Origin of the sequence: Sphingomonas beigongshangi (assembly GCF_016820445.1) — a bacterium.
GTDB lineage: Bacteria > Pseudomonadota > Alphaproteobacteria > Sphingomonadales > Sphingomonadaceae > Sphingomonas > Sphingomonas beigongshangi.
Genome location: NZ_JADHDT010000003.1, coordinates 43,549 through 59,458 on the forward strand (window position 1 = coordinate 43,549; position 15,910 = coordinate 59,458).

14 protein-coding genes and 1 riboswitch are annotated in these 15,910 nt (G+C 69.2%); of the genes, 4 read left to right on the forward strand and 10 right to left on the reverse strand.

Annotated features, from left to right (window positions below):
* Nucleotides 1–4: 4 nt before the first annotated feature.
* From IQ292_RS06015 to IQ292_RS06030, 4 genes are read right to left on the reverse strand one after another with little or no spacing between them, the layout of a single operon-like run.
* Complete coding sequence (locus IQ292_RS06015) at nucleotides 5–1,609, reverse strand: hypothetical protein (protein WP_238940855.1); 1,605 nt, start codon at nucleotides 1,607–1,609, stop codon at nucleotides 5–7.
* Nucleotides 1,606–2,694: an AAA family ATPase gene (locus tag IQ292_RS06020; protein ID WP_203309430.1), complete on the reverse strand. Its 1,089-nt coding sequence runs from the start codon at nucleotides 2,692–2,694 to the stop codon at nucleotides 1,606–1,608. The genes IQ292_RS06015 and IQ292_RS06020 overlap by 4 nt, the downstream gene beginning before the upstream one ends.
* A gap of 5 nt (nucleotides 2,695–2,699) precedes the next feature.
* Nucleotides 2,700–4,211, reverse strand: a complete 1,512-nt coding sequence (locus tag IQ292_RS06025; protein ID WP_203309431.1) for an XrtA system polysaccharide chain length determinant — start codon at nucleotides 4,209–4,211, stop codon at nucleotides 2,700–2,702.
* A gap of 3 nt (nucleotides 4,212–4,214) precedes the next feature.
* The gene (locus IQ292_RS06030; protein ID WP_203309432.1) at nucleotides 4,215–4,859 is read right to left on the reverse strand and encodes an XrtA/PEP-CTERM system exopolysaccharide export protein; all 645 of its coding nucleotides are present in this window, start codon (nucleotides 4,857–4,859) and stop codon (nucleotides 4,215–4,217) included.
* Nucleotides 4,860–4,984: 125 nt separating this feature from the next.
* On the opposite strand from IQ292_RS06030, the gene IQ292_RS06035 reads away from it, so the two are divergent.
* A complete protein-coding gene (locus tag IQ292_RS06035; protein WP_203309433.1) occupies nucleotides 4,985–5,413 on the forward strand; it encodes a DUF4879 domain-containing protein in 429 nt (142 codons plus the stop codon).
* Here the strand turns inward: IQ292_RS06035 and IQ292_RS06040 are convergent.
* Together IQ292_RS06040 and IQ292_RS06045 are read right to left on the reverse strand one after the other, a co-directional pair.
* Nucleotides 5,400–6,635, reverse strand: coding sequence for a pyridoxal-dependent decarboxylase, exosortase A system-associated (locus IQ292_RS06040; protein ID WP_203309434.1), 1,236 nt, complete (start codon nucleotides 6,633–6,635; stop codon nucleotides 5,400–5,402). The two genes, IQ292_RS06035 and IQ292_RS06040, sit on opposite strands and share 14 nt — an antisense overlap.
* A complete protein-coding gene (locus IQ292_RS06045; RefSeq protein ID WP_203309435.1) occupies nucleotides 6,632–8,125 on the reverse strand; it encodes an AMP-binding protein in 1,494 nt (497 codons plus the stop codon). Before IQ292_RS06045 ends, IQ292_RS06040 begins: the two co-directional genes overlap by 4 nt.
* Nucleotides 8,126–8,248: 123 nt before the next feature.
* On the opposite strand from IQ292_RS06045, the gene IQ292_RS06050 reads away from it, so the two are divergent.
* Genes IQ292_RS06050 through IQ292_RS06060 form a run of 3 tightly spaced genes read left to right on the forward strand, consistent with a single transcriptional unit; the run spans nucleotide 8,249 to nucleotide 10,019 of the window.
* Complete coding sequence (locus IQ292_RS06050) at nucleotides 8,249–8,521, forward strand: acyl carrier protein (RefSeq protein WP_203309436.1); 273 nt, start codon at nucleotides 8,249–8,251, stop codon at nucleotides 8,519–8,521.
* Between the two features lie 11 nt (nucleotides 8,522–8,532).
* Complete coding sequence (locus tag IQ292_RS06055) at nucleotides 8,533–9,234, forward strand: alpha/beta hydrolase family protein (protein ID WP_203309437.1); 702 nt, start codon at nucleotides 8,533–8,535, stop codon at nucleotides 9,232–9,234.
* Nucleotides 9,231–10,019, forward strand: a complete 789-nt coding sequence (locus IQ292_RS06060; RefSeq protein ID WP_203309438.1) for a hydrolase 1, exosortase A system-associated — start codon at nucleotides 9,231–9,233, stop codon at nucleotides 10,017–10,019. The genes IQ292_RS06055 and IQ292_RS06060 overlap by 4 nt, the downstream gene beginning before the upstream one ends.
* Nucleotides 10,020–10,059: 40 nt before the next feature.
* On the opposite strand, the gene trxB is transcribed toward IQ292_RS06060, so the two are convergent.
* The 4 genes from trxB to IQ292_RS06080 all read right to left on the reverse strand — a co-directional run bounded on the left by trxB (nucleotide 10,060) and on the right by IQ292_RS06080 (nucleotide 15,879).
* Nucleotides 10,060–11,028, reverse strand: coding sequence for a thioredoxin-disulfide reductase (trxB, locus tag IQ292_RS06065; protein ID WP_203309439.1), 969 nt, complete (start codon nucleotides 11,026–11,028; stop codon nucleotides 10,060–10,062).
* 100 nt (nucleotides 11,029–11,128) lie between these two features.
* The gene (locus IQ292_RS06070; protein WP_203309440.1) at nucleotides 11,129–12,178 is read right to left on the reverse strand and encodes a threonine aldolase family protein; all 1,050 of its coding nucleotides are present in this window, start codon (nucleotides 12,176–12,178) and stop codon (nucleotides 11,129–11,131) included.
* A gap of 52 nt (nucleotides 12,179–12,230) precedes the next feature.
* Nucleotides 12,231–12,347, reverse strand: a riboswitch (SAM-I-IV-variant riboswitch).
* 35 nt (nucleotides 12,348–12,382) lie between these two features.
* Complete coding sequence (locus IQ292_RS06075) at nucleotides 12,383–14,836, reverse strand: TonB-dependent receptor plug domain-containing protein (RefSeq protein WP_203309441.1); 2,454 nt, start codon at nucleotides 14,834–14,836, stop codon at nucleotides 12,383–12,385.
* A gap of 140 nt (nucleotides 14,837–14,976) precedes the next feature.
* The gene (locus IQ292_RS06080) at nucleotides 14,977–15,879 is read right to left on the reverse strand and encodes a TraB/GumN family protein (protein ID WP_238940856.1); all 903 of its coding nucleotides are present in this window, start codon (nucleotides 15,877–15,879) and stop codon (nucleotides 14,977–14,979) included.
* Between the last annotated feature and the right edge of the window lie 31 nt (nucleotides 15,880–15,910).

Sequence of the window (15,910 nt, forward strand, 5' to 3'; positions counted from 1 at the left end):
CCCGTCAGAAGGAGTAGCGCGCGGCGACCTGCGCCTGCGCCGACCATTGTGTATCGACGTCGGGCAAATCGAAGGCGTAGAGGCCCGCCGACGCGCTGGTGGTGATCCGGCCGAACCTGCGGCCGTAGCTCGTCGTCGCGCCATAGGACCAGACGCCCGCGCTGCGCGCGGCCCCCGGCTCGTAATAGTTGACGAAGACGGTGGCGTCGATGCTCGACACCGCGGTCAGCGTGCGGTTGAAGAACAGCTGGCCATAGACGCTCTGATCCTCGATCCCGTACAGGGTCACGCCCTGGACCGTATCGGGGTTGTAGAGCCTGCGGTTGGCATAGCCGACGCCGCCGCCATAGGTATTGCGCCCGCGCGTGGCGCTGAACACCGCGTCGACGCCGCGCGCGCGATAGCTGGCGGTGGTGATCGACTGGAAAACGTCGTTGAGGCAGCCGCCCGGCGTCGATCCGCTCGTCGAGAAGACGCAGCCGTTATATTGCTGGGTGAACGCGTCTCGTGCCGAGATGAAGCTGGTCGGCAGGCTGTTGAGCCCGCTCCGCAGCTGCTGTCCGAAAGTCGTCACCGTATCATAGGCGTCGGCGGCGATGGTGGCGCTGCGCGAGGCGCGATAGGTAACGAGGCCGGTGTAGCTGATGCTGCCGTATCGCTTGCCCACATGGGCCTCCGCCGAGGCTCGACGGTTGGGCCGCCAGACCACGCCGGCATCGTAATAGACGCCGTCCGTACGATAGGCGATACGGCGCGGCGAACTGTCGTCGGTGACGTAGCGGCCACTGGAATCGAGCGCCGGCGCCCCGGGCGACGTGAACAGCGGCGACCGCTGGCTCGTCTCGATCCGCTCGTAGCCAAGCCCGGCGGTCAGCGCGACATAGGGCGACACCGGCGCCAGTACGTCGCCGCGAACCCGCCACGATTCGAAACGGCCGTCGAGTTGGCCCGCGTCCTCGCGATTCCAGCCGGCGGAGAGCGTCGCACCGACCGGCGCGACATCGCCCGGATTGACGCCCAGGCTGACGCCAGCGACCTGGCCGAAGCTGCTGTCGTAATAGTCGAGGCGCGGCGAACCCGCGGGCAGGCCGGTGAAGGTGGGAACCTTCACCTTGGTATAGCCGGCCAGATAGCTGGCGGCGACCGCGACCGGCCCGGCATGCGTCGCATAGCTGGGGCCGCCGAACACGGCATAGATCTGGCTGATGTTGGCGTCGTTGGCGGTGACGATACCGGGCGCGGCGCCGCGGATATCGGCGCGCGTCCGCGTCGCGATGCCGCCCGCCTCCAGGCTCAGGCCCGCGGCGACATGCGCCGACAGGCGGGCAAGGCCGTAATGAATGTCGTCGTCGCCGACGGCCTTGTCCCACGAGAATCGTCGCTCGTACCGGTAGGACAATTGCCCCTGCACCCGCCGGGTGGTCGATGCGACGTCGATCCCGGCGGCGAGGCTGGAATAGGTCAGCACGTCGTCGTTGTTGAGATCGGCGATCAGCGACTGGCCGACCTCGACATAAGGAGTAACCGCGACATGGCCGCGATCCTGCGCCAGCGCGGCGCTTGCCGTGCACAGGACGCCGGCGCCGCCGAGGACGAGTGTCCGTATCATTTCCCCGCCTCCTGCCCGTAATAGGTGCCGAACCGTTGCGCCCCCGGAACGAACGACACGGCGTTGAGAACCAGTGCGATATGGTCGCAGCCGTCCAGCAGCTGCACCGCCTGCTTCAGCTCGCTTTCCGGCGTGCGATCGGCGCGCACCACCAGCATCACCTGCCCAACCAGCATCGCCAGCACCGCTGCCGGCGACGCGGCGAGCGCCGGCGGTGAATCGAAGATCACGATGCGGCGCGGATTGGCCGCGAGTAGCCGCGCGATCACCGCGCGCGTGCGCGCGGACGCGAGCAGCTCGGTATCGGTCGCTGTACGCGTGCCCGCGGGCAGGATCGACAGGCCGCCGACATCGGTGCGGACCACAAGCGTCTCGACGTCGATCGTCGTATCGGCCAGCGCATCGAGCAGGCCCGGCGTTTCCGCGAGGCCGAGCTGGGCGAGCACGTCGGGCTTGGCAAAATCGGCGTCGACCAGCAGCACCTCGGTGTCGCGCTCCGCCGCCATCGATAGGGCAAGATTGATCGCGCAGAACGTCTTGCCGTCGCCCGGTCGGGCCGAACAGACCAGCACGGTACGCGCCTTGTCGGCCTCGACACCCTGCGCGACGCGCTCGCGCGTGATCAGCAGCTGGCGCTTCACCAGCCGGAATTCCTCCGCCAGCGGACCCACCGGCGCGCCGGGCACGATCATGCCCGTCTCGGCGAGCAGGCCGCGATCGATGCTCGCGATGTCGGACAGCTCGGGCGTCTCGTAGAAGGCGGCGGGCAGCTCATGCCCGACCGGGGCGCGCAGCTCCTCCGGAATCGCCAGAAAGGTCGGATCGTCGCTCGGCGCGACCGGTTCCGCGTCCTGATCGACGCTGCTCCAATCATCCGCCGGGGCCATCGGCGGGACCATCGACACGACATCGCGCGACGCCACCGGCGCCGGCCGGACCAACGGCACGGCCTCTGGAATAACCGAGTCGGGGATCGGCGGGCGCGAGCGGGCATGCGCGCCGAAGTCGTAGACCTTCGCCGCGCGCTCCAGCAGCGAATCGCCGCCTGGCCGGATCGGGCGCTTCGGGGGGGACATGTTGCTCATCCTCGTCAGGCCGCCATGCCGCGCTGGAGCACTTCGACGCACAGCAACAGGACGAAGGCGGCGCCCAGCCCGGCTGCCCCGCCCAGGAACAGCTTGAGCCGCTTGGCGCGATGATCCGCCTGGATGCGCGTCACCACTTCGCCGATCGCCCCGATGACGGGCATACCCGTCGCCTTTTCCAGCCGGGTCGCGGTGGCGAAGGTCGCGCGCAGCTGGCCGAGCAGGAAGGCCGCGGCGACGCCCGCCGCCAACCCGACGATCAGGACGCCCGTCAGCAAAAGCATGCGGTTCGGCGCGACCGGCGTCCGCGGCAGCGTCGGCGGATCGATCACGGAAAACTTGATGCTGTCCGTCTGCGTCTGCGCCTGGCCGCGCATCGCGATCTGCTGCCGCTGCGCGAGCAGCTGATCGTATTGCACCTTGAGCACCTGATAGTCCCGGTCGATCTGTCCCTGTTCCGCCGCGACGGCGGGATCGCCCGCAATCTTCGCGTTCAGCTGGTCGAGGTCGCCCTCCAGCTGCGCCTTGCGCATCCTCAGGCTCGCGAGGGTCGACTGCTTCTCCGCCAGCATCGATTGAAGCGACAGATAGAGGGGGTTGGGCGTGCCGCCGCCGGCGGCGCCCGTCGGTTCACCGCGTGCCGCCGCCTGCGCCGCCGCGAGCTGGCGCTTCAAGGCGATGACGTCGGGGTGCTGATCGGTATAGCCGCGCGCGCGTGCGTCGGCGAGCTGGCCCTGCACCGCGGCGAGCGCGGCGCGCGCGGGTCCGCCGGTGGTGCCGCCGGGACCGGGAATCGTCTGCGGCGTTCCCGCCATCTGTCCCTGCACCGCCGCGACGCTCGACTGGGCCGCCGCGAGATCGCTGTCGACCTGTGCCATCTGGCTGCGCGCCGCGCCGATACGGTCGCTGACCGTGCCGGACCCGGGCAGCGCGCCGAGATAGCGGTTCTGGAAGTCCGCGCGTTTGGCTTCCGCGTCGTTCAGCTGCCCTTGCAACTGCTGCAGCTGCTTGTTGAGGAAATCGAGGCTCTGGCTCGTCTGACTGCGGTCGCGGCCGAGGTTCTGCTCGACGAATATGTCGATCAGCTTCTGGGTGATCGCCTTGGCCAGCTTCGGGCTGGCAGCGGTCGTGGTGATCTGGAACAGGTTGTTCTGCTGGCTTTCGACCTTGATCGCCTGCGCGAGGCCGGCGACGCGATCCGCGACGTCGCGGTCGCTCGACACCGTATTGGCGAGGTCCGTGCCGCGCACCACCTTTTCCAGGTTGACGGCGGAGATCAATGTCTGGCGGACGGTGTCGACATCCTGCTGCGCCTGACCGGCAGGGGCATCCATGGTCGGCGGCAGGATCGACTGCATCTGCACGAAGACGCGCGCACGCGATTCGTAGCGGCTGGGCATCTGGCTGACGAAGAACCACCCGAGCACGCAGACGCCCCACGCGACGGCCAGCGCCAGCCAGCGCCGGGTCCAGATCGCGTGCAGGGCCAGCCGCGCCTCGTCGTAGATGCCGTTCATCCCTTAGAACATCGATTCGGGAATGATGATGACGTCGCCGGGCTGCAGGCTGACGTTCGCGCTCGAGTCACCCTTTTTCAGCAGGTCGCCGATCTGCAGCTTGTATTCGTGCTGCTCCCCGGTCTCGCGGTCGTGCCGCACCAGCTTGGCCTTGTTGCCCGCGGCATATTGGTTAAGCCCGCCGACCGCGATCATCGCGTCGAGCAAGGTCATGTTGGCCCGATAGGGAATGGAGGCGGGTTTTTCGGTCGCGCCGATCACGCGCACCTGCTGACTGTAGGTACCCGAGAAGTTCTCGACGATGACCGAGACGATCGGGTCCTTCACATATTCACCCAGCGCCCGCTTCATGTCGGTCGCCAGCATCGCCGGCGTCTTGCCTACGGCCGGCATGTCGTTGACCAAGGGCGTGGTGATGCGACCATCGGGCCGTACCGACACCTTCGCCGACAGCTCGGGGTTGCGCCAGACGAAGATGTTGAGCTGGTCGAGCGGACCGATCACATATTCCTCGCCCGGCTGCTCCTTGTTTGCGACATAGGTCGCCGGCGGCAGTTCGGGACGGCCGCTGCCGCTCGTGCAGCCTGCGAGCAGCGACGCGGCGCTTCCCAGGGCAAGCAGGGCACGGAACGATACACCGGAACGCATGCAGATCTCCTTCACGCCGCCGCCGCATCCGGCTTCGGACGTGGCGGGGGCTTCGCATCGCTATGGCCGGAGAGAGGTGAAGATAGCGTTAGTAACGCTGGCCGACGGTCGCTATCCTCTCCGATATGCGTACATTTCCGCTCTGTCTGGCGATCCTCGCGGCGCCCGTGGCCGGCCAGTCGGCGCCAGCGCTGACCGGTGTCGCCATCGTGTCCGTCGGGTCGACGGCCGGGGTCGAGCGGATCGCGCCGGGCCAGACGGACACGCAGCGGCATCATGCTCCCGGCCCGGTTTCCATCGTGATCGAGGAATCCGGTATCGGCGGCGCCCGCGTGACGATGATCGACGGGGAGGCACGCAGCCTGCCCTCGTCGACCCGCCCGCTGTGCGGTCCGCAGCGTGCGGCGGGCGCGTGCACGCCGGGTCAGCCGATCGGCGGGCTCGAGATCACCTATCGCGTACCGCGTATCGCGCCCGGCCAGACCTTCACGTTCCGCGATCGATCCGCCAGCGGTCCGGGCGCGCCGATCGAGACCGCCATCATGATCCGCTGAGCGGCGCGACGAGCTCGGTGGCGGGCGGATGCCCAAGGAAGGCCGCCGGGCTCGCGCTCGCGCCATAGGCGCCCGCGAGGAAGATCGCGACGAGGTCGCCGACCGCCGTGCGGGGCAACGCCACGCGATCGCCCAGCCGGTCGAGCGGCGTGCACAGCGGACCGACGACGGAGACGGTCGCCTCCGCCGCCTCCCCCATCCGCGCCGCGACCGCGATCGGATAGTTGCGCCGGACGACGGTGCCGAAATTGCCGCTGGCGGCAAGCTGATGGTGGAGGCCGCCGTCGACGACGACGAAGATCTCGCCGCCGCTTTCCTTCACGTCGACGACGCGCGTAAGATAGACGCCGGCTTCCGCGACGAGCCAACGGCCGAGTTCGATCGCGTAACGCGTACCCGCGATCGTGAGATCGCAGCGCGCGAGGGCAGCCGTCAACGCGGCGCCGATGCGCTCGACGTCGAGCGGAATATCGCCGGCGAAATAGGGTACGCCAAATCCACCGCCCAAATTTACCAACGGCGGCACGTGACCGGCCTCTTCGGCCAAGCGCTCGGACAGCGTCAGCGTGGCCGCTTGGGTCTCGATCACCGCCTCCGCCGACAAGGCCTGGCTGCCGGCATAGATGTGGAAGCCGCGCCAGTCGGCGCCGCCCGCGACGATGGCTTGGACCAGCGCCGCCGCGCGCGCCGCATCGACGCCGAACGGCGACGGCCGGCCGCCCATCTTCATCCCCGACCCGCGCAATTCCATGTCGGGATTGACGCGGACCGCCAGTCGCGGCGCGATGCCCAGCGCCTCCCCCTGCCGCAACGCGCGCGCCGCCTCGCCTTCCGACTCAACGTTGAGCGTCGCGCCCGCGCGGATCGCGGCGGCGAGTTCCCCATCGCGCTTGCCGGGTCCGGCGAAACTGATCGCGGCCGCGGGCTTGACGGCCAGTGCCACCTCCAACTCGCCGACCGACGCGACGTCCAGCCCGTCGACCAGCGGCGCGATGCGGGCGAGCAGGTCGGCGTGCGGGTTGGCCTTGATCGCATAGTGGAGGTCGACCGCCGGAAAGGCCGTACGGAACCGCGCCACCCGCGCGGCCACGATGTCGCTGTCATAGACGAACAGCGGCGTGTCGCCCGCCGTCGCCGCCCAGGTCTCCGCGTCGCGGCCCGCGATGGTCAGCGCCCCCTTCTGACCCGCGAATTCCGGCGGCAACGGCCCGATCGGCTTCATGCCGACAGCTCGCCACGGATCGCCGCCCGGTCGAGCTTGCCATTGGCATTGCGCGGCAGTTCGGCACGCCACACGTAGCGCGCGGGCTGCATGAAGCTCGGCAGCAGCGCCCGCAACCGGGTGCGCAGGGCTGCCTCGTGCGCCGAGTCGCCCGCAAGCGCGACGACGATCGCCTGACCGAGTCGCGGATCCGGCACGCCGATCGCCACCGCCTCGCGTGCCTCCTCGCCTGCCAACACCGCTTCCTCCACTTCCAGCGGGCTGATCCGGTTGCCCGCGCTCTTGATCATCTCGTCCTCCCGCCCGACGAACCGCAGCAGGCCGTCGCTACCCTCGACCACCGTATCGCCCGACCAGACCGCGGTGCCGCCGCTCTGCGTCCAGGCAGGCGCGGCGCGGAAGCGTTGCGCGGTGCGGTCCGAATCGCGCCAATATCCCTGCGCCACAAGCGGCCCGGCATGGACCAGTTCGCCCGGTTCCCCCGGCGCGGCGCGGCCCCCATCGGGGCGGACGACCGTCACCTCCGCTAAGGGGATCGCGCGCCCCATCGCGTCAGGGTGCTCGTCGATCAGCGCAGGGTCGAGATAGGTCGACCGGAACGCCTCGGTCAGGCCGTACATCGCATAGAGATCCGCGTGCGGAAACTGCGCGCGCAGCCCGCGTACGAGCCGCTCGGTCAGCGCGCCGCCCGAATTGGTCAGCCGCCGGAGCGTGGTGTCCGCCGGCCACTCCGCCTCGAGCAGCTGCACCCACAGCGGCGGCACGCCCGCCAGCGTCGTCGCCCCGACGCGCGTCACCGCCTTCACCACGTCGCGCGGCGCGAGATAGTCGAGCGGTGCCACCGCGGCGCCGGCAAACCAGGTGGAAAACAGCTGGTTCTGCCCATAGTCGAACGACAGTGGCAAAACGCCGAGCACGCGATCCTCGGGCGTCAGGCGCAAATAATGCGCGACGGATACCGCGCCCAGCCACAGATTGGCGTGGCTCAGCATCACCCCCTTCGGGCGGCCGGTCGACCCGGACGTGTAGAGAAGCGCGGCCAAAGCACCGGGATCGTGCGCGGAGCGGCCCGGGCCGGATGCGCCGAGCGGAACCGCCGCGTCGGGAATGAGCCGGCATGGCGCCGGCACGTCGTCCGCCGTCAGCGTTGCCGCCCGCCCGTCCTGCGTCACCAGCATCGCGGCGCCGCTGTCGGCCAGGATATGCGCGACCTGCGCCCGGCGGAGTGCCGGATTGACCGGCACATGGACGAGCCCGGCCCGCGCCGCAGCGAGCGGCATCACGCAGGCGAGCGCCGTCTTCGGTAGCCAGGTGGCGATCCGCGCACCCGGATCGAGCGCCTGCGCCGCCAGCCAGCCGGCAGCGGACGACACCGCGCGCTCCACGTCGTCGAACGTCCAGCGCCGCGTCTTCTCGATCAGCGCGACGGTCTCCGCTCCCCCACATAGGACATGGTCGATCGGCTTCGGTATCGGATCGAGCGGCTTCATCATCGTTCCTTTAGCCACCCACCGTGCGAACGACACCCCCATGCCCCCGTTTTGCGTGTCTTGCTCTCCAGGCGCCCCGCCTCTACCGCATGCTGCACCGCAACCGATCGAAGGCGCCAGAGCGTGGTTCCCGAAGGCCGTACCGAAGTCGAAACCACCGTTCGCGGCGTGCTTGCCGACGTCCTTGGCCTGTCGCGCGAGCGTGTCGAGGCGTTCGAGGACGCGACGCCGCTGTTCGGCGCGCTACCCGAGCTCGATTCGATGGCGGTCGCGGGCGTCCTCACCGAATTGGAGGATCGGCTCGGCATCCTCATCGAGGACGACGAAATCGACGGCGAGATGCTGGAGACCTTCGGCGCCCTCGTCACGTTTGCCGCGGGCAAGGCGCTGGTCTAGCCTGCGGCCGGATGACCGGCCTTGCGACAGACCATTACGACTGGGCCGGCGGGCGCGAGGCGATGCTGCGCTTCGGGCGGCCAGACTGGCCGACGATCGTCGTGGCGCAGCCGCTGTTCGAGGAAGCCAATCGCACGCGCCGGCTCATCGTTACCGTGTTGCGTCTGCTCGCGACGGAGGGGATCGGCGGGGCGCTGCCCGACCTTCCGGGGACGGGCGACAGCCTCGTCGCGACCGTCGATGCGCGGCTCGAACACTGGCGCAGCGCCTTCGCATCCGCCTGTGCGCGGGTCGACGTCCCCGTCCGCATTCTTGCTATCCGTGGCGGCACGCTGGTCGACGCGGCGGCGCGGGCGCCCCGATTCCACTTCGCCCCCGTAAGCGGCGCGGACCTGGTCAGGGACTTGCTGCGCGCCCGTCGTGCCGCCGCGCTGGCCGCGGGCGACGTCGTGCGGGCGGACGATCCCCGCGCCCCCGGCCCGCCGCTCCAACTCGCGGGCAATCACATCGATCGCACGCTGCTGAAAGCGTTGATGGACGCCGAGCCCGGCACGGCGGATCGGGCCTACACGCTCTTTCCCGCGCCCGGGTCGCCGCATCCCACGCTTGCCGCGACAACGCGTGTCGCCGTCTGGCGGGCGAGCGAGCCCGGCGACGATCCGGCGCTCGCGCGGTCGCTGGCCGATGCGATCCTCGACTGGATCCGGGGATGAGACAGGTCCTGCGATTTGCATGCGAAGGCGAAGTCCTGCTCGCCACTCTGGACGGCGGAGACGCATCGACGGGACTGCTCATCGTCTCGGGCGGCAACGAGACACGCTGCGGCGCGCATCGCGGCATGGCGCGACTCGCCGGGCAGGTCGCAGCCCGCGGTTATCCGGTCTTCCGCTACGACCGTCGCGGCGTCGGCGACTCGAGCGGCGACAATGGCGGCTTCCTCGCGGGCGCCGCCGATCTGGCCGCAGCGGTCGCCGCCTTCCGATCGGCACAGCCGCACCTTATCCACGTCGTCGGCTTCGGTAATTGCGATGGCGCATCCACGCTCGCGCTCTTCGGGCGGTCGGCGGGCATCGACCGGCTATTGCTTGCCAATCCCTGGGTCGTGGCGACGGCGGACGACCTCCCCCCGGCCGCCGCGATCCGTGTGCATTACGCGGATCGGCTGCGCGATCCCGCGGCCTGGCGACGGCTGCTGAGCGGAGGCATCGATCTGCCTAAGGCGATCAGGGGTTTGCGCAAGGTCGCCGCGCCTGCCCCACGCGCGGCCCTGACGACGCGCATTCTCGCGGCCATTGCGGACTGGGGTGCGAACGCACGCATCCTGCTGGCCGAACGCGACGCGACCGCGATCGCATTCCGCGACGCGGCGCCGGGCATGACGGCCACCACGATCGCCACCGCCTCGCACAGCTTCGCGGGAGAGGAGGATCAGGCGGCGCTGCTGGCAGCGGTGCTGGCGACGCTGGAGGATCCTTGCCCCCCTGGCATCGCGCGCTGACGGCGGCCGCCCCCCTGCCCGCTTAGCCGCAGGCGACGGTCTATTCCGCCGCTTCGGCCAGTTCGGCGAACTCGGCCGCCGCCAGGAAGCGCTCCGCGTCCAGCGCCGCCATGCAGCCGGTACCCGCCGCCGTCACCGCCTGGCGATAGACCTTGTCGGCGACGTCGCCGCAGGCGAACACGCCCGGCACACTGGTCCGGGTCGATCCCGTCTCGACCGCGATATAACCGTCGGAGTCGAGGTCGAGATGGCCGCGGAACAGCTCGGTCGCGGGATGGTGACCGATCGCGACGAAGCCGCCCTCGACGTCGAGCCGCGAATGCTCGCCGGTGACGGTATCCTCCAGCTCGAGCGCGACCAGGCCGGCGTTGCCGCCGCCGTCGACGAACTCGCGGACCTCCTTGTTCCACAGCACCTTGATGTTGGGGTGCGCGTGGAGCCGCTCCTGCAGGATGCGCTCGGCACGGAGCGTGTCGCGGCGATGGATCAGCGTCACGTCGGGAGAATGATTGGTCAGGTACAGGGCCTCCTCGACCGCGGTGTTGCCGCCGCCGATCACCGCGACCTTCTTGCCGCGATAGAAGAAGCCGTCGCAGGTCGCGCACGCCGACACGCCCTTGCCCTTCATCGCCTCCTCGCTGTCGAGGCCCAGCCACTTGGCCTGCGCGCCGGTAGCGATCACCAGCACCTCGCCCTCGTAGACGTCACCGCCGTCGCCGATCAGCTTGAACGGGCGGCTGGTCAGGTCGACCGAGACGATCGTGTCCCACATCAGTCGGGTGCCGACATGCTCCGCCTGCTTCTGCATCTGCTCCATCAGCCATGGGCCCTGGATGACGTCGGCGAAGCCGGGATAGTTCTCGACATCCGTGGTCGTCGTCAGCTGCCCGCCGGGCTGGATGCCCTGTACGACGATCGGCTGCATGCCCGCGCGCGCGCCATAGATGGCGGCCGACAGTCCGGCCGGGCCGGAACCGAGGATCAGCATGCGGGTCGTGTGGGTGGTCATGGAAACGCGCCTGTTCGGATGAAGGAATTGGGCGTGATCTAGGATGGTCGGGGGTCCGGGGCAACGGTTGCACCCGAACCCGGCCCCGGTGTCGCGGCGGTCAGGCGATTTCCGGGACGAGCGCCGCGGCGCGGATGTCCGCCGCGAGCTGGTCGACGCGTGCCGGATCGGCGTCCCACGCAAACATGAACCGCGCACCGCCGCCGATGAAGGTGTAGAAGCGCCAGCCCTTCGCGCGCAGCGTCTCCAGCACGTCTTCGGGCGCGGCGAGGAAGACCGCGTTCGCCTCGACCGGAAAGATCGGCGCGATGTCGGGCAGGCCCTCGACCGCCGCTGCAAGCCGTCGCGCGCAGGCGTTGCCGTGCGCCGCGTTGCGCAGCCACGCGCCGCTTTCGAGCAGGCCGATCCAGGGTGCCGAAAGAAACCGCATCTTCGAGGCGAGCTGCCCCGCCTGCTTGCAGCGATAGTCGAAATCGTCCGCGAGACTGCGGTCGAAGAAGATCACCGCCTCCCCCGCCGCCATGCCGTTCTTGGTGCCACCGAAGCACAACACGTCGACGCCCGCGCGCCAGGTGATGTCCGCGGGCTCGCAGCCGAGCGCCGCACAGGCATGGGCGAAGCGCGCGCCGTCCATGTGCAGCTTGAGCCCCAGCGCGCGGCACGTCTCCGACAGCGCGCGCACCTCGTCGATCGTATAGACCTGCCCCGTCTCGGTCGGCTGCGTGATCGTCACCACGCGCGGCTTGGGGAAGTGGATGTCGGACCGGCTGGTCGCCAGGCTGCGCACCGCGTCCGGCGTCAGCTTGCCGCCCGCGGTCGGCGCGACGAGCAGCTTCGATCCGTTCGAGAAGAACTCCGGCGCGCCGCATTCGTCGGTCTCGACATGCGCGGAGGCGGCGCAGATCACGCTGTGGAACGACTGGCACAATTGCGCCAGCGCCAGCGAATTGGCCGCGGTGCCGTTGAACACGAAGAAGACGTCGCACTTGGTCGCGAAGAGGGTGCGGAAGGCGTCGGCGGCGCGTTCCGTCCAGTCGTCGTCGCCATAGGCGGTCGCCGAACCGGCATTCGCGCGGGCCATCGCGTCCCACACCTCCGGGCAGACCCCGGCATAATTGTCGCTGGCGAATTGCTGATCCCGCGCGGTCATGTCTCGTCGCTCCTTCCCGTCCGAAAGGGTCGCGTCGACGTACGGCTATGCAGCGTGTCCCGTTCGTTGCCGGTCCGGCCACATCCTTCCCCCCTGAGAGAGGGGAAGCACCACCTTGCCGGGATCGGCAGGTTGGTGCCGGGCGTCGGCCCGACTCTTGATGTCTGACCGACGCCCTATCGTTTCATGCTGCGCTGCGCAATATCACCAGTTGAGGCCCGCGCGGGCGTACAGGTACCGCCCGTTGAACCCGAACGGCGAGAAATAAGGGAAGCCAAGCGCGCCGGTCGAATTGTTCGCGGTCGGCGTGGCGCGCGGATAGACGTCGAACAGGTTGCTGACGCCCAGTCCGAACTGCGCACCCTTCGGCGCGGTGTAGCGCACCTCCAGGTCGGTGATCGCGCGATTGCCGCTCAGCACGTCTGCGCTCGCCACCGTGCCGGGCTGGTTGACGTTGCCGTAATAGGTGACGCGCGCCAGCGCCCCCAGCCGGTCGAGCGACCAATCGATCGTGCCCGTCACCTTCTCGCCCGGCGTCCCCTGCTCCAGCGTCAGGATGCGGCTGCGCGCGAACAGCGTCGGCGCCGGGTTGAGCGTCGCGGTGCTGGTCGGCACGCGCGTCACCGCGATCGTATTGACGTTGCCGGCCAGCGTGAAGTCGAACGTCCCCGCGCCCTGCGTCCGGGCACGATAATGCGCGACCGCGTCGATGCCCTTCGCCGTGCTCGCCAGCCCGTTGATGAAAAAGCGGCCGGCGGCGACGCTGTACGGCGCCAGGAGTGCGGCGACCTGGCTGCTCGCCGTCGCCTGGATATTTTCCGACAGCCCGATCTGGTCGCGGATGTGGATGCGATAGGCGTCGACCGTCAGGTCGAAGCCGCCCGACTGGATCACCGTGCCGACCGACAGGTTGGTCGACCGCTCCGGCTGCAGCGGCAGGCCGCCCAGCGCCGCGCCGACCGGGCTGGTCGACGGGAAGGTGCCGGTCAGGATCGGCACGCCGTTGGTCACCACCGAGGCGATCTGCGTGAAATACTGCTGCTGCAGCGACGGCGCGCGGAAGCCGGTAGAGGCGGTGCCGCGCAACGCGAACCAGTCGGTGACATCGTAGCGCGCCGAGATCTTGCCCGTCGCGGTCGAGCCGAAGTCCGAATAATCCTCGCCACGACCGGCGATGCCGACCAGGAACTTGTCGGTCAGCTGCGCCTCGACGTCGAGGTAGATGCTGCCGCTGCGCCGGCCGCGCTTGATCGCGTTCGCCGGGCTGAACCCGCCGAAGCCCTGCGCGCCCGGCGACGCGCCGGCGACCGCGCCCGTCGCGGGATAGCCATAGGACGCCTGCTCGCCCGGCGTGATCTTATAGCCCTCGCGGCGGCCCTCGACGCCGAAGGCGACATTGAGCGACTGGAAGACGTCGAACTTGCGCGTCACGTCCAGGCCGGCGACATATTGGTCGTAGGCGACCTGCCCGTCGTAAAAGTCGCGCGGGGTGGCGGCGCCATAGGCGTAGTTCGCCGAGTTGAGCGTGCGGAAGTCGACGGTGTTGCGGCCGTAGCTGAACGACAGATCGACGTTATAGCCGCCGAAGTCGCCGCGCAGGCCGGCGGCCGAGTTGATGTCCTTCGACTTGGTATTGATGATCGGCAGGAAACCGTTGGGATAGCCCGCCAGGATCGTCGAGGCGTTGGTGTTGCGCGGGAAGGCAGCACCACGCGAGTCGCGGTCCTGGTAGCCGCCGAAGGCGTAGAGGCTGATGTTGTCGGTCAGCGAGGTGCCGGCGTTGACGAAGCCCGTATATTGCTCGACCTCGGGATCGCCGTAGCGGCCCGTGATGCGGTTGGGCGTGACGCGGCGATCGATGTCGGCGCGGTTGGTCGGCTGGCGCTTGGTATATTCGCCCGACACGGTGACGAAACCGTCGCTGCCGAAGCCGAAGCCCTGCCAGGCCGATGCCGTGACGACGGGCTCGCCCTTCACGTTGCGGCTGTTGGCGGCGGTATCGACCTGCGTGTCGTAGAAGCCGTAGGTGACGCTGGCGCCGCCGCCCGTACGCGCCTGCCGCAGGCGCAGATTGACGACGCCGGCGATCGCGTCCGAGCCATATTGCGCCGACGCGCCGTCGCGCAGCACCTCGATCCGATCGAGCGCCACCGTCGGCACGGTGTTGAGGTCGACCGCTGCCGACCCGCGTCCAACGGTGCCGTTGGTGTTGAGGTTCGCGGAAGTATGGCCGCGGATGCCGTTGATCAGCACAAGGGTCTGGTCAGGCGACAGGCCGCGCAGCGTCGCGGGACGGATCGCATCGGTCGCGTCATTGGCGGAAGGCCGCGGAAAGTCGATCGACGGCGCCACGGTTGCGAGCGCGGCGGCAAGCTCGGTCGTTCCCTGCCGCTGCAGGCTCGCGCCGCTCAGCACGTCGACGGGCGACACGCTGTCCAGCCGCGTGCGGCCTTCCGCGCGCGTGCCGGTGACGATGATGTCGTTGCCCTCGTCTCCGGTCGTGGCGGCGCCAGCGGCCGGTGCCGCCTGCGCCTGCTGGTCGTCGGCGGGCGTGGTCTGCGGCGAACCCTGCGCGGGCACCGCCTGCGCGGCGGCGCCTTGCGCGACGAGCGCCAGCAGCGAGGCGCCGAGGAGAGCGATGGTGCGACCCTGAGTCATGTCCCTGAAATCCTTTTCATGCCGCAACGCAGCACGATGCGGATTCGTGCCCTTACGCCAGCGACCCTGCCCGATCGGCAAAGAATTTCTATCACTCAGGTCTGGATCGGCTCTCCCCCCAAATGGAACGCGCATCGTCCTCAATAACGGATGCGTTCTGCCTTCAACCCGAGCTTGGCGAGCTGCGCCTGCACCGAATCCGGGCCGGCGAGATGCCCGGCGCCGACCGCGATGAACACCGTGCCGGGCTGGGCCATCCGCCCCTTGATCCACTGCGCCCAGCGGGCGTTGCGGTCGGTCAGCAGGACCTTGGCGACCTCCGGCGAATCCTTCAGGTTGTCGTTCATCTCGCGGGCCAGGGCGTCGGGATCGCCATCGGCCCATTCCTTGACCATGGTCGCCATCGTCTCGTCCAGCTTGGGCAGCTCGTCGACCGTGCTTTCGAGGAACTGGAGCTGCGCGGGCTGCGACAGGCTGCCGAAGAAACCGAGCTGCTGCTCCGCGGTTTCCAGCCCGGTCAACGGCTTGCCCGCCTGTTTCGCCGCCGCGGTGATCACCGCCTCCGGGCCGTTGGCACTGTCGTAGCCCATCTTGCTGAGCGGCGCGATCGACAGCTGGGTCGCCGCCAGCCATGGGCGGAACCGGTCGAGCGCATTCGCCGGCAGACCCATGTCCACCACCGCCTTGGTGAAGGCGGGGCGCTTGTCTGCGGGGAGCTGCTCGGTCAGCGGCGGCGCTCCCGCCGGCGCGACACCCGTCGCCATCACCAGCTTGGTCATCGCCGCCTGGTCGGGCATGACCAGTTCCAGCTTGATCTCGTTCGACCGGTCGAACGCGGTCTTCACCGCCTCGTCGAACCAGGTGAGGCCCGGCTTCAGCACGTGGATCGTGCCGAACAGATAGACGGTCGTGTCCTTGTCCTTGACCACCCACAGGGCAGGATCGGCATCGTTGGCAGCGCGGGCCGGAGCCTTGGCCGCGGGTTGTTGCGCGCAGGCAGGCAAAGCGAGGAGCAGGCCGAGCGCGGTAAGGGACGTCTTCATCAGGCGGGTCATGACGGTGCTCCGAAGCGAA